Annotated in this window: 14 protein-coding genes and 1 pseudogene; 9 read left to right on the top strand and 6 right to left on the bottom strand. The window is 68.6% G+C overall.

Going from position 1 to position 11,774, the window contains the following annotated elements:
* A pseudogene (locus BM228_RS34910) lies at positions 1–348 on the top strand (hypothetical protein); the annotation flags it as partial.
* Between the two features lie 114 nt (positions 349–462).
* On the opposite strand, the gene mutY reads toward BM228_RS34910, so the two are convergent.
* Positions 463–1,803: an A/G-specific adenine glycosylase gene (mutY, locus tag BM228_RS28550; protein WP_092045991.1), complete on the bottom strand. Its 1,341-nt coding sequence runs from the start codon at positions 1,801–1,803 to the stop codon at positions 463–465.
* Between the two features lie 128 nt (positions 1,804–1,931).
* Here mutY and BM228_RS28545 point away from each other — a divergent pair, with 128 nt between their 5' ends.
* The 7 genes from BM228_RS28545 (at position 1,932) to BM228_RS28515 (ending at position 6,118) form a co-directional block, all read left to right on the top strand.
* Positions 1,932–2,414 carry a DUF721 domain-containing protein gene (locus BM228_RS28545; protein ID WP_092045989.1) on the top strand — a complete coding sequence of 161 codons (483 nt, stop codon included), beginning with the start codon at positions 1,932–1,934 and terminating at the stop codon, positions 2,412–2,414.
* Positions 2,415–2,514: 100 nt separating this feature from the next.
* Complete coding sequence (locus BM228_RS28540; RefSeq protein WP_092045988.1) at positions 2,515–3,159, top strand: DsbA family protein; 645 nt, start codon at positions 2,515–2,517, stop codon at positions 3,157–3,159.
* 189 nt (positions 3,160–3,348) lie between these two features.
* Positions 3,349–3,723 carry an AtpZ/AtpI family protein gene (locus BM228_RS28535; protein WP_092045986.1) on the top strand — a complete coding sequence of 125 codons (375 nt, stop codon included), beginning with the start codon at positions 3,349–3,351 and terminating at the stop codon, positions 3,721–3,723.
* Between the two features lie 73 nt (positions 3,724–3,796).
* Positions 3,797–4,552, top strand: a complete 756-nt coding sequence (locus tag BM228_RS28530; RefSeq protein ID WP_050732540.1) for a F0F1 ATP synthase subunit A — start codon at positions 3,797–3,799, stop codon at positions 4,550–4,552.
* Between the two features lie 107 nt (positions 4,553–4,659).
* Positions 4,660–4,887 carry a F0F1 ATP synthase subunit C gene (locus BM228_RS28525; protein WP_007566773.1) on the top strand — a complete coding sequence of 76 codons (228 nt, stop codon included), beginning with the start codon at positions 4,660–4,662 and terminating at the stop codon, positions 4,885–4,887.
* A gap of 150 nt (positions 4,888–5,037) precedes the next feature.
* A complete protein-coding gene (locus BM228_RS28520) occupies positions 5,038–5,616 on the top strand; it encodes a F0F1 ATP synthase subunit B family protein (RefSeq protein ID WP_092045985.1) in 579 nt (192 codons plus the stop codon).
* Between the two features lie 16 nt (positions 5,617–5,632).
* Positions 5,633–6,118: a F0F1 ATP synthase subunit B family protein gene (locus BM228_RS28515; protein WP_208612115.1), complete on the top strand. Its 486-nt coding sequence runs from the start codon at positions 5,633–5,635 to the stop codon at positions 6,116–6,118.
* Between the two features lie 102 nt (positions 6,119–6,220).
* Here the strand turns inward: BM228_RS28515 and BM228_RS28510 are convergent, their stop codons facing one another.
* The 3 genes from BM228_RS28510 to BM228_RS35605 form a co-directional block, all read right to left on the bottom strand.
* A complete protein-coding gene (locus BM228_RS28510) occupies positions 6,221–6,550 on the bottom strand; it encodes a hypothetical protein (protein WP_092045981.1) in 330 nt (109 codons plus the stop codon).
* A gap of 18 nt (positions 6,551–6,568) precedes the next feature.
* Entirely contained in the window at positions 6,569–7,423 is an 855-nt protein-coding gene (locus tag BM228_RS35610; protein WP_244537355.1) for a Hint domain-containing protein, read from the bottom strand.
* Between the two features lie 446 nt (positions 7,424–7,869).
* The gene (locus tag BM228_RS35605) at positions 7,870–8,478 is read right to left on the bottom strand and encodes a glycoside hydrolase family 16 protein (protein ID WP_244537354.1); all 609 of its coding nucleotides are present in this window, start codon (positions 8,476–8,478) and stop codon (positions 7,870–7,872) included.
* Between the two features lie 340 nt (positions 8,479–8,818).
* On the opposite strand from BM228_RS35605, the gene BM228_RS28500 reads away from it, so the two are divergent.
* Entirely contained in the window at positions 8,819–10,099 is a 1,281-nt protein-coding gene (locus tag BM228_RS28500) for an NAD(P)/FAD-dependent oxidoreductase (protein WP_092045979.1), read from the top strand.
* A gap of 9 nt (positions 10,100–10,108) precedes the next feature.
* Here BM228_RS28500 and BM228_RS28495 read toward each other — a convergent pair whose 3' ends face one another.
* Positions 10,109–10,978, bottom strand: coding sequence for a formate/nitrite transporter family protein (locus BM228_RS28495; protein ID WP_092045978.1), 870 nt, complete (start codon positions 10,976–10,978; stop codon positions 10,109–10,111).
* A 46-nt stretch (positions 10,979–11,024) separates the two neighbouring features.
* Complete coding sequence (locus BM228_RS28490; protein ID WP_092045977.1) at positions 11,025–11,765, bottom strand: competence/damage-inducible protein A; 741 nt, start codon at positions 11,763–11,765, stop codon at positions 11,025–11,027.
* Positions 11,766–11,774: the final 9 nt, after the last annotated feature.

The following is an 11,774-nucleotide window of genomic DNA, read 5'->3' as shown; positions in this document are numbered from 1 at the left end:
GTGGCCCTGCTGGCCTACAACGTGCTGGCGCTGATCGAGCGCTGCGTGGAGCGGGCGCACACCTCCGCCGCGGGGGCGGCCCCCAAGGTGTCCTTGTATCACCTCGTCCTACAGATCCGCGGCGGCTACGAGGGGCTGCTGATCGCTCTGCCCCCTGAGCACTGGACGGCCTGCGGTGCGACCGACCCACCGGCCCTGGCCGCGCGCCTGCTGAGCTTGGCCCGCAGGATCGACCCCGGGCGCGTGACGGTCGGCAGGCGAAAACCCAAAGACCCCGCGGCAGAACCTAAGCGCGCCAGCAGAGGTCACGTCGCAACCGCAAGGATCCTCAACAGCCAAACACCTTAAAAGGGCTGGGCTCAGTCCTTTGGCGGGTGCAGGGCGGAGCCCTGCGAACGGCTTGGGGCTTTGCCCCAAACCCCACCAAAGGGCTCGCCCTTTGAGAACCTGTTACCTTTGCATCTAGCGACGCCGCGCCGCGCCCGGCCGACGCGGCGTCGACCGGGCGCGCACCGGGGCCGGCGGCGCCTCGGGCTCGCCATCCAAAAAGTCGTCCGTGTCCGGCGGTGGCTCCGGTGCCGGTTTTGGCCGAGGCTTGGGGACCGCGCGTACGCTCGGCCGCGGCTCCGGATCCTCCATCGTGATCGGCGCCTCCATGGCCGCGAGCAGCGGCATCGGCGGCGGCTCCTTCTTCGGGCGGCCGCGCGGCTTCTTCGCGGGCTCCGGCTTTGGATCGAAGGCGTGGGCCAGCACCTTGCGCATCAGGCCGGGCAGCGGCTCGTCGTCCAGCGCTGCGCGCGGGGTGAAGCGCATGCCCGGGGGCGTCGGGGTCGAGAGCGCGACCCGGGCCGAGAACACGGTCAGTTCCAGCGGGAAATGCGTGAAGCCGTGGCGCACGAGGCCCGGAAGGCGCTTCCAACGGGCGTCGATCGGCGCGTCGAGCAGGGCCGCGGCGACGTCGTAATCCGGCTCCCAGGCGCTGCCCGGTGGCTCGGCCATGTTGCCGAGAAGACCCTCCGGCGGGCGCGTGCGCAGCAAGACCGCCTCGTCGCCGCTGCGGATCGCCACGAAGGCTGCGCCACGGCGGAGCGCGCCCTTGGCCAACTTGATCTTGCGCGGGAACGTGTCCTGCATGCCGAGCGCCCGGGCCTGGCACGGCAGCATCCATGGGCAGAGCGCGCAGGCCGGGCGCTTGGGCGTGCAGATCGTCGCGCCGAGATCCATGAGCGCCTGGGCGAAGTCGCCCGGCCGGTCGGGCGGCACCAGGGCTTGCGTCAGCCGGCGGATCTCCGGGCGGCTTCCGGGCAGCGGTGCTTCCACGGCGAAGACCCGGCTCAGCACCCGCTCGACATTGCCGTCGACCGCGGCTTCCGCCCGCTCGAACGCGATCGCGGCGATCGCCCCGGCCGTATAGGCGCCGATGCCCGGCAGCTTGCGCAGGCCCTCGGCCGTATCGGGAAATCGGCCCGCGGCCGCGACGGCCTTGGCGCAGGCATGGAGGTTGCGCGCCCGGGAATAATAGCCGAGCCCGGCCCAGGCGGACATCACCGCCTCCTCGGGAGCGGCGGCCAGCGCGTCGACATCGGGGAAGCGTGTCAGGAAGCGCTCGAAATACGGGCGCACCGCCGCGATCGTGGTCTGCTGGAGCATCACCTCCGAGAGCCAGACCCGGTAGGGATCGGGCACCTCGCCGGCGAGCGCGCGCCACGGCAGGACCCGGCGGTGCCGGTCGTACCAGGCGAGCAGGTCGTCGGCGCGTGGTCCGGGACCGGACCCGGAATCCGTGGCTGAGCAGGTCGGCATGGGCCAGGCTGCATACTCGGAGGAACCGGCCGATCATAGGGCCGCGAAACCCTGAACCTGTGCTCCCTTCGTCAACGAAGCTGCGCTAACCTCGCGCGACTCAGGAGAAGGGCGAGGCCCGAACCACCATGGCGCGCGTCAAACCGCTGGCCGAACTGATCGAGAGCTGCATCGGGCCGGCCTTCGCGGCGCAGGGCTTCGCGTCGACCGATATTTTGGCCGCTTGGCCGGAGATCGTCGGCGAGCGGCTGGCGCGCTACTGCCGGCCGTCGAAGCTCGAATGGCCGAAGCGCCGCCGTAAGGATGGCAACACGCCCGAATCCGGGACGCTGGTGGTCCGCGTCGAGGGCGTCTTCGCCATCGAGCTCCAGCATCTCGCGCCCGTGGTGATCCAGCGCATCAACGCCCATTACGGTTGGGCCTGCGTCTCCCGGATCGTGTTGCAGCAGGACCGGGTTGGCCGCGGTGGCCGGCCGGCACCGCGCACCGGAATCGACCCGTCTCGGGCCGTCGAGGTGAAGCGTGCGGTGGCGGCGATCGACGATGACGGCCTGCGCGCCGCCCTGGATCGGCTGGGAATCGCGGCCGTAGCGACCCGGCCGGAGCGTTGAGCCGCAAGATCCGGCGGCGATTCCGTCACCTTGCCAGGACAGCCGCGCCCGCGTACCGAACCGGGACGCCAAGACCGACATAATCCGGCGGAGCCTGCCCATGACCACGCGACGCGACGCTCTCAAGTTCACCGGCCTCGCGCTCGGCGCCGGCCTCGCCATGCCCTACCTCATGCGCTCGGCCTGGGCGCAGAACGCCGACCTGGCGGCCCTCATGCAGCCCGGCCCGCTCGGTGATGTCTGGCTCGGCCCCGCCGACGCCAAGTGCACGATCATCGAATACGCCTCGATGACCTGCTCGCACTGCGCCGCGTTCCACCGCACCACGTGGCCGGTGCTCAAGGAGCGCTACATTGATACCGGCAAGGTGCGCTTCACCCTGCGTGAGTTCCCGCTCGACCCGCTGGCCACCGCCGCCTTCATGCTGGCGCGCTGCCAGGGTGACGCCAAATATTACCCGATCACCGACCTGCTGTTCGACCAGCAGCCGGCCTGGGCCTTCACTCAGAAGCCGGTGGATGCCCTGGAGCAGATGCTCCGGCAGGCCGGCTACACCAAGGACACGTTCGAGGCCTGCCTGAAGGACCAGAAGGTCTACGGCGCGGTCAACGCCGTGAAGCAGCGCGGGCTGGACGTGATGAAGGTCGATTCCACGCCGACCTTCTTCATCAACGGCGAGCGCTACACCGGCGAGATGACGATCGACGGCATGGAGAAGGTGATCAAGCCGATCCTCGGCGCTTGATCGGCCGTGCGGGGCGATGCGCGAAGCACTACGCCCCGGACAGAGCCGAGAACCGAAAACACCATTTCCGTCAAAGGGTTAATATGTATCGGCGTCGCCTTGACACTCAAGATAGGCGAAACTATGGTGCGCCCGCTTGATGGGGGCGTCCAGCCGGTTTCAGATCCTCCCGCCCTGTGAGTTTCAGCCGTGAGCGGCGACGATTCCAGGGACGGGAACGGGACCGAGGGAACGCCGACGGACAGCGAACTCTCCGCGAGGCTCAGACGTCTCGAGACGCAGATCGAACGGAAGCGTCCGCAAGCCGCTCCCGATCCTTCTTCGCGGCCTCGGGGGACCGGGCCCTCCTCGCTTGGCCAGGCCATGACGATCTCCACGGAGTTCGTCGCGGGCGTGATCGCGGGGGGCATCCTCGGCTGGATCGTCGATCATGTCTTCGGGACGAAACCCTGGGGCCTGATCGTCCTCCTGATGCTGGGGTTCGTGGCGGGGATCTACAACGTGATGCGGGTGTCAGGTTTTGCCGGCGCGCGTCCCGGACGAGGCGATCGGCAAGAGCCATAAGGCACGCCGTTCGATAGAGGTTTGAGGCGGTCGACGCTGTCGATGCGCCGGATCAAGAGGGGCGGAAGCGGGAATGGCGGTCACGATCGACCCGATCCATCAGTTCGAGCTGAAGCCGCTCGTGTCGCTGGGCCATATCGGCCATCAGCAGCTCGCCTTCACACAATCCGCCCTGTACATGTTCGCCGCCGTCGGCGTGATCGCGCTGATCACCGTCGTGGCGACGGCCTCGCGCTCGGTGGTGCCGGGGCGGATGCAGTCTCTGGCCGAGATCTTCTACGAATTCATCGCGGATACGCTGCACCAGGCCACCGGCGACGGCGGCAAGCGGTTCATGCCGCTGGTGTTCTCGCTGTTCATGTTCGTGCTGATCCTGAACCTGTTCGGCATGATCCCCTACGCCTTCGCGGTGACCAGCCACCTGATCATCACCTTCGGCCTCGCCGCCCTGGTGATCTCGGTGGTGGTGATCTACGGCGTGATGAAGCACGGCGCCCACTTCTTCGGCTTGTTCGTGCCGTCGGGCGTGCCGAAGCCGCTCCTGGCGATACTAGTGCCGATCGAGATCATCTCGTTCATCTCGCGGCCGATCAGCCTGTCGGTGCGTCTGTTCGCCAACGTGCTCGCCGGCCACATCGCGATGAAGATCTTCGCGTTCTTCGTGGTCCAGCTTCTTCTCGCGGGGGCCTGGAGCGTGCTATCGCCCCTCCCGCTGTTCCTGACGATCGCGCTGACCGCCCTCGAGTTCCTCGTCGCGGCGCTTCAGGCCTACGTCTTCGCGACGCTGACCGCGATCTACCTCAACGACGCTCTCCATCCCGGCCACTAGGCGCACGCCCCGGCCGCTCAGCTTCACCCCGGCCTCCGGACTTGGCCGGCTCCACCCGCCGCGAACGTCACCGCACGTTTCGATCTGAAGAGACCTCAGGAGTTATCATGGATCCCGTCGCTGCGAAGTACATCGGCGCCGGCCTCGCTTGCCTTGGCATGGCGGGTGCGGGCATCGGCCTCGGCAATCTGTTCGGTCAGTTCCTTGCCGGCGCCCTTCGCAACCCCTCCGCGGCCGACGGCCAGCGCGCCACCCTGCTCCTGGGCTTCGCCCTGACCGAGGCGCTCGGCATCTTCTCACTGCTCATCGCCCTGCTGCTGCTCTTCGCCGTCTGATCGACGCGCTTCGGGGGCCGCGGGTGACGCGGCCTCCACCGGGCTCCCACCGCCCGACCACCAGGTGGACGCTTCGCGAACGGGGCGTCCGCCTTCTTCCGTCACCGCGTCGGCGGCGACCTAAGCGAACGGTGTCAGTGTAGCGGTCTCATGGCGCAGCCGAATCCCCTCACCACGCCGCCCCCGGGCGCCGACACGCAGCTCGTGCCCGGCCATGTCGAGCACGCGGAAGCGCATAGCGGCGCCTTCCCGCCCTTCGAGACAGCCGGGTTCCTGTCGCAGCTGATCTGGCTCGCGCTGGCCTTCGGTCTTCTCTACTACCTCATGGACAAGGTCGCGCTGCCGCGGATCCAGGCGATCCTGCATGCCCGCGCCGAGCGCCTGCGCGCCGATCTCGACCAGGCCCAGGCGATGAAGACCGAAGCCGACGCCGCCGGCATCGCCTACGAGACCGCGCTCCGCGACGCCCAGGGCAAGGCCCGCGACATCGCCCAGACCACCCGGAACGAGCTGGCCGCCGAGGCCGAGACCAAGCGCAAGGCGCTCGAGGCGGAGCTGAACGCCAAGCTTTCCACTGCCGAGGCGACGATCCGCACCCGCACCGAGGCCGCGATGGGCAATGTCCGCAGCATCGCCGGCGAGGCTGCGTCGGCGATCGTGGAGCGCCTGACGGGCCAGGCGCCCGATCCGGCGACCCTGAACCGCGCCCTCGACGCCACCGCACACTAGACGGGAACCCACGATGCTGCTCGAAGCCGAATTCTGGGTCGCCGTCGCGTTCGTCATCTTCATGGGCATTGCCTGGAAGGCCGGCGCCTTCTCGGCCATGACCAAGGGCCTCGATGGCCGCGCCAACCGCGTCCGTCACGAGCTCGACGAGGCCAAGCGCCTGCGCGAGGAGGCCGCCGCCGTGCTGGCTGACTACAAGCGCCGCCGCGCCGAGGCCGAGAAGGAAGCCGAGTCGATTGTCGCCGGTGCCCGCGAGGAGGCCAACCGCGCCGCCGAGGAAGGCCATCGCAAGCTCGACGACTTCCTGGCCCGCCGCACCAAGGCCGCGGAGCTGAAGATTGCGCAGGCCGAGGCCCAGGCCGAGGCCCAGGTGCGTGCCGCCGCCGCCGAGGCCGCCGTGAAGGTCTCGGAGACGATCCTGCGCGAGCGTCTGCAGGGCGACGCGGCTCAGGGCCTGATCCGCTCCAGCCTCGGCGAGGTCCGGACCCGGCTCCGCTCCTGATTTTTTTTAAACGTCACGTCGCATGCGAGAAGCCGCCTTCGGGCGGCTTCTTTCGTTTGCGGCCTGTGTCGAATTCGTCGCGGCTGAAAGCGGGAGGCGGATCTATGGGGCGCGGACGATCCGGAGCGTCGCGGCCAGCACGTAGGGCGATCCGGGCAGGTGTGCGCCGTCGCCTTCCCGCCGCACGCTGAGCGCGTAGTCCTGGCGCGGCGACAGCAGGCCGAGCGGCAGATCGAGAGCGAAGCCGCACCGCCCGGTCCCGATGCCTTCGACGGCAAGATCCTCCCGAAACAGGTCGGCGCGGCACCGCCCGAGGACGCGGCGGTCGATCGCCACCAAGATGGCCACCGGCGCGTCCGGTGCCTCAGTCTCCCAGGCCCAGCCGACGATGCGACGATGGCTGAGCACGTCGATACTGCCACGCAGCGCCATGGGCAGTCCTTTCCGGACTCAGGCGACCCGCGCCCGGCTCCATTCGCCCGACGCGTCGAGCCGCATCGCGCCGATCGATACTCCGTCGGCGGAGCGCCGGACGACGACAATGTGCGGTACGCCCGGCTCGATCGGCTCTTCCAGCCCCAGGTCGAAGCCGTGCCTCCCCGCCCCGATCGCGGCCGCCCCGAGATCGGGCCGGTCGATATCCGCCAGCGTCATGGCCGCCACGACCCCGTCCACGACGATGTCGAGGCAGACCGGTCCGTTCGGATGCGCCGCATCCTGCGCCCAGCCGGCCACGCGCAGATCGCCGTTCCGGAATTCGCACAGGTCGAGGCTTCCGCGGAGGGCGCCGAAGCCCGGCGCGTCCACCGAGAGGCCGGCGCGCCAGATCAACCGGCGAACCAGCGCCTTCAACAAGGGGCCGTCTTCCACCCGCTCGCCGTAGGGCGTCGGCGCTGCTCGCCTGTCTGATGGGACGATGGCGCCGTCGAACTGCGCGCGCAGACCGGCGACGGGCAGAAAACTCTCGGCCGGGACGGATTCGGCCAGCAGCATGTCATGGCTGTCAAGCTCGACATGCCAGTAGGTCAGGTCCGTCACCGCCTCGCCGCGGGTGATGGTCCGGCCGTTGACGAGGTGGCCGGCGGCCACGAGCAGGCCGTCGAGCAGCAGTGCGTGGTCCGGCGAGACCCAGAGATCGCGGGCGGGCGCGCCATCGGCGAGGGCACCAGCCCTGATCCGCACCGGCCGGTCGGCTTGGGGGGCGGTGAGTCCGGGATAGTGGCGCTGGCCGATCCACCGGACGGGGCGACGCTGGCCGGACGCTGTCACTACCACATCGCCGATACGGAGATCCTCGACTGCCACGTCACCGCGTTCGGTGAGGATCCTGGTGCCATTGCAGTAGCACGGCGCGGCATTGGCCGAAGGCGACGAACCGGCGGGGGGGCCTCCGCGCCTGCGTCGGCTGCGGGCGATGCTGCTGCTGTCCCGGTCGCCGGCGAGGTTGCAGCGGTACCGGACGCGGATGACGGCGCGGCTGCCCCTCCCCTGACAGGGGATGACCCGGCCCCTACGGTCAGGTTCGAACGCGCGGCCGTTGCACCGTAGAGGCCCGGATCGTACCCGTCCGGTGAGGAGACCCGGCCCTGCGGGACCGCGACCGCGTTCGCGCTGTTGGCTTAGACCCGGATGTAATCGATGCTCGACGTAATCGGGTTGCCCGTCGCGGTTCCCTCGCTTCGGACCGCTAGGTTGGCGATCAGATACATCGGGCTGTGGAGGTCGGAGGGTGTATTCTGCGACCCGGTGAACTAGCCGTCGACGTAGAAGCTGATCTTGTCCGCCTGCCAGTTCACCCCGTAGGTGTGATACCCGGACGGGTTGGTCATCTCGCTGTAGACTTGGCGATTCGTTTGCCAGGGAATGCCGTTCTGTGGGTCGGTCGTGTGGATCGTGCTGTAGACGCCCTTGTCGTTGTTGCCGTAATGCTCGACGACATCCAGCTCCTGGTGGCCGTTGATACTGCTCGACTGTGCGCTCTGCTGGTTCGGCAGCAGCCAGAACGCGTCCCAGGCATTCGAATCGTTCGAGAAATCGGCCCGGATCTCGAAGTAGCCGTAGGTCTGCGAGAAGTTGCCCTGCGTGGTGATCAGGCCGGATTCCCAGCTGCCCGGATAGCCGTATGGAGTCCGGTCCGGAACCGCCGTGATCGACAGCGCGCCGTTCTGGAGGCTGAACGGATCGTAGCCCGAGGAGGGGTCGACGAAGGACGAGCGCCCGAAGCCGATGTCGGACCTATCGTCGGTCGTCCGCCACTCGGCGCGAGTGTCGGCGTAGGTGGTCCCGGCACCGGTCAGGGAAATGCTGCGCGTATTGAATTCGTCGTCGAACGTCAGGCGGTAACCGGTGAGATCGACCATTCAAGCCGCCCCCTCTAGGCAGATATTCCGCTATTGATGGTATGAATGCGCGTGTAACACTGATCTAAATCAATGATCAAATGGTTAATGAAGTGTTGTCGGCGGCGGTGCGCACAACTGCAAGGCGCGCCCCAAGGGCCGAATCCGATGGCGTAGGACAGGCACAACGGGGTCCGGATTGCCATCGGGCCGCCGGCATCGCCGCAATCTTCGAACGATTTTCCGTTGCGAGACCGACCGTTTCAGAGCGAGGCCGGGTTCCCCTCCGCGCTCGGACGCGAGGCCACGAACATCGGCTCCCGCCCTGCGTTCACCGGGAACGAGAATTCCTGGAGACGGCATGGCGGACAAAGCACGGATCGTGATCATCGGCGGCGGAGTCGCGGGGATCGAGGTGGCCACCAGCCTCGGCCGCGGCGGAAAAGCCGAGGTGGTGCTGGCCGATCGTAGCCTCTCCCATGTCTGGAAGCCGATGCTGCACACCTTCGCGGCCGGCACCGCCCGGCCCGACCGGCAGAAGGTCGATTTCTTCGCGCAGGCGCGCCGCAACGGCTTCCGGTTCCAGCCGGGCACCCTGATCGGGGTCGACCGCCCGGCCCGCCGGGTCCGCCTCGCCGTCGAGGCGGCGCAGGGGCGGCCGGAGGCCGATCTCGCCTACGATCTGCTGGTCCTCGCCATCGGCAGCCGCGCCAACGATTTCGGCACCCCGGGGGTGGCCGAGCATTGCTTGACCATCGACGATCTCACCGAGGCGGAGTCGTTCCACCGGCAATTGCGGCGCCATCTCCTGGCGCGGCTCGACAGCCCGGAGATGCTGGAGGTCGCCATCGTGGGCGGCGGCGCCACCGGCGTCGAGCTCGCCGCGGAACTGAAGCACGCCATCAACCTGGCTTCGGCCTACGGGTCACCGGACCTACCGCGGCGCCTGCGCCTGACCCTGATCGAGAGCGGCCCGCGCCTGCTGCCGGCCTTCCCGGAGCGGGTCTCCCGCGCGGCCGCCCGCACCCTGTCCGATCTCGCCGTGGAGGTCCGGACCGGCGCCATGGTCACCGGCGCGGACGCCTCGGGCTACACCCTGAAGGATGGCAGCCGCATCTCTGCTGGGCTCAAGGTCTGGGCGGCAGGCGTGAAGGCGCCGGACGTGCTTGGCGCGGTCGAAGGGCTGGAACGCTCGCGCATTGGTCAGCTCGTGGTCGGTCCCGACCTGCGCACGACCCGGGACCCGGCGATCGTCGCCCTCGGGGATTGTGCCAGCCAGGCTGATCCCAAGACCGGCAAGTCGGTTCCCGCCACCGCCCAGGCGGCGCGGCAGCAGGCGCAGCATTTCGCGTCCCATCTCGGGCGCGCTTGGGCCCGAGGGGACACGGTGGCGACGGCGCTGCCGCCGTTCCACTATGTCGAGAAGGGCGCGATCGTCTCGCTGGCCGATTTCAACGGCTGGGGAACCCTCGGGCGCTACACCTTCGGGGGTGGACGCTTGAACGGCCTGTCGGCGCGGCTCACCCACGACCTGCTGTACCGGCAGCATCAGATCGGTCTCTACGGTCCCTTGCGCGGAACGATGACCTGGATCCTCGACGACCTCGACCACCTGATCAGTCCGCCCGTGAGCCTGGACTGAGCGTACTCATCAGTCGGGGCGCTCGCCCTCCACCTCCTTGGTCTCCTCCACCTGCGGCGCCACCTGGCCGAAATTCAGCACCGCCACCAGCGTGACGCCGCCGATCGTGTTGCCCAGCAGGGTCGGGAGGAAGAAGCGCAGGCCGTAATCCTCCAGTGAGGCGGCGCCGGTCACCAGCAGGAAGAAGGCCTCGACTGATCCGGCGACGATGTGGGCGAGGCCGCAGAGCGAGACCAGCCAGGTCATGAGCATGATCACGAAGGGGGCCGCGCTGCCGGTGGCCGGCAGGAACCAGACCATCAGGGCGATCATCCAGCCGGCGAACACCGCCTTCACGAAGGTGGACCAGAACCCGTGCCCGAGGGCGTCGTGGCTGATTGCGGCGAAGGCCTCGAGCACCGGCGGCTCGAAGGCGCCGGCATAGGCCAGCACCGTGGCGATGGCGAGCGTCCCCAAAATGTTGCCGCACAGCACGATGGCCCAGAGCCGCACCACGCGGAACGCCGTCTTCACCGAGCGGTCGTGCAGGAGCGGCAGAATCGGCGTGATAGTGTTCTCGGTGAACAGCTGCTGGCGGCCAAGGACCACCACCAGGAAGCCGACCGAGTAGCCCATCGTGGAGACGATCTTCACCCAGTCGGCCGCCGGCAGGTGGCTCTTCAGCACCCCCGGCACGATCAGCGACAGGGCGATGCTCAGGCCGGCCGCAAAGGCGGAGATGAACAACGCAAACCCGTTGCGCCGCAATTCCTCGTCGCCGCCGAGCCGGATGACCTCGTGCAGCACATAGGCGTCGGGCCGGCCGACCTCGGAGACCTCCTTGAGCAGCGCTTCGCGCCGGGCCTCCTTGTCGGCCCGGTCGTTCTGATCCCGAATCATCCGCTCAGCTCCGCGACGCAACCAGACCCGCTCGGTTGAGCGGGCCTCAGGCGGAGAGCCGCGTTACCAGCGCTGTGACCGCGTCCCGCGCTTCTGCCAGGGCCTGCGGGTCCCGGCTGCGCACGACGATCCGGTTGCGGAACCCCTCCGGGGTCATCGCCGGGTAGGAGCCGATCGACACGGCCGGTCGCGCCTTGGCGATCTCTCCGAGATCGCCGGCATATTGTCCCTCGGGCAGCCCCGCGGCCTCGATGGTCTCAGAGATCATCGCGGCGCCGCCCTTCAGGGTCGGCGCGATGGCGTCCAGCATGGCCTGCATCACGCTCGGCACGCCGGCCATGACATGGACATTGCCGATGCGGAAACCCGGGGCTTTCGAGACCGCGTTGGGGATTAGGTCGGCGCCGAACGGGATCCGGGCCATGCGCAGACGCGCCGCGTTCAGGTCCTCGGGCTTGTGCCGCTCCAGCAGCATCGCCCGCGCCCGCTCGTCGATGTCGATGCCGACCCCGAAGGCCTCGGCGACGCAATCGGCGGTGATGTCGTCGTGGGTCGGGCCGATCCCGCCGGTGGTGAACAAGTAGGTGTAGCGCGCCCTCAGGGCGTTCACCGCTTCCACGATCATGGCGGCCTCGTCCGGCACGACCCGCACCTCGCGCAGGTCGATCCCCGCGGCGGTGAGGAAATCGGCGATGGTGCCGATATTCTTGTCCTTGGTACGCCCTGACAGGATCTCGTCGCCGATGACGAGGATCGCGGCCGTGATCGGATCGGAAGGCTGGTCCATGGGACTCTG

Source organism: Methylobacterium pseudosasicola (assembly GCF_900114535.1).
Lineage (GTDB): Bacteria > Pseudomonadota > Alphaproteobacteria > Rhizobiales > Beijerinckiaceae > Methylobacterium > Methylobacterium pseudosasicola.
The sequence above is the reverse complement of the archived record's forward strand: the minus strand, read 5'-3'. Positions and strand labels throughout refer to the sequence as shown.

Coding starts and splice junctions, on each gene's coding strand:
- BM228_RS28490 (WP_092045977.1), bottom strand. CDS start 11,765: ATGGACCAGCCTTCCGATCCGATCACGGCCGCGATCCTCGTCATCGGC.
- BM228_RS35605 (WP_244537354.1), bottom strand. CDS start 8,478: ATGGTCGATCTCACCGGTTACCGCCTGACGTTCGACGACGAATTCAAT.
- BM228_RS28525 (WP_007566773.1), top strand. CDS start 4,660: ATGGATCCCGTCGCTGCGAAGTACATCGGCGCCGGCCTCGCTTGCCTT.
- BM228_RS28530 (WP_050732540.1), top strand. CDS start 3,797: ATGGCGGTCACGATCGACCCGATCCATCAGTTCGAGCTGAAGCCGCTC.
- BM228_RS28520 (WP_092045985.1), top strand. CDS start 5,038: ATGGCGCAGCCGAATCCCCTCACCACGCCGCCCCCGGGCGCCGACACG.
- BM228_RS28495 (WP_092045978.1), bottom strand. CDS start 10,978: ATGATTCGGGATCAGAACGACCGGGCCGACAAGGAGGCCCGGCGCGAA.
- mutY (WP_092045991.1), bottom strand. CDS start 1,803: ATGCCGACCTGCTCAGCCACGGATTCCGGGTCCGGTCCCGGACCACGC.
- BM228_RS28510 (WP_092045981.1), bottom strand. CDS start 6,550: ATGGCGCTGCGTGGCAGTATCGACGTGCTCAGCCATCGTCGCATCGTC.
- BM228_RS28545 (WP_092045989.1), top strand. CDS start 1,932: ATGGCGCGCGTCAAACCGCTGGCCGAACTGATCGAGAGCTGCATCGGG.
- BM228_RS28500 (WP_092045979.1), top strand. CDS start 8,819: ATGGCGGACAAAGCACGGATCGTGATCATCGGCGGCGGAGTCGCGGGG.
- BM228_RS28540 (WP_092045988.1), top strand. CDS start 2,515: ATGACCACGCGACGCGACGCTCTCAAGTTCACCGGCCTCGCGCTCGGC.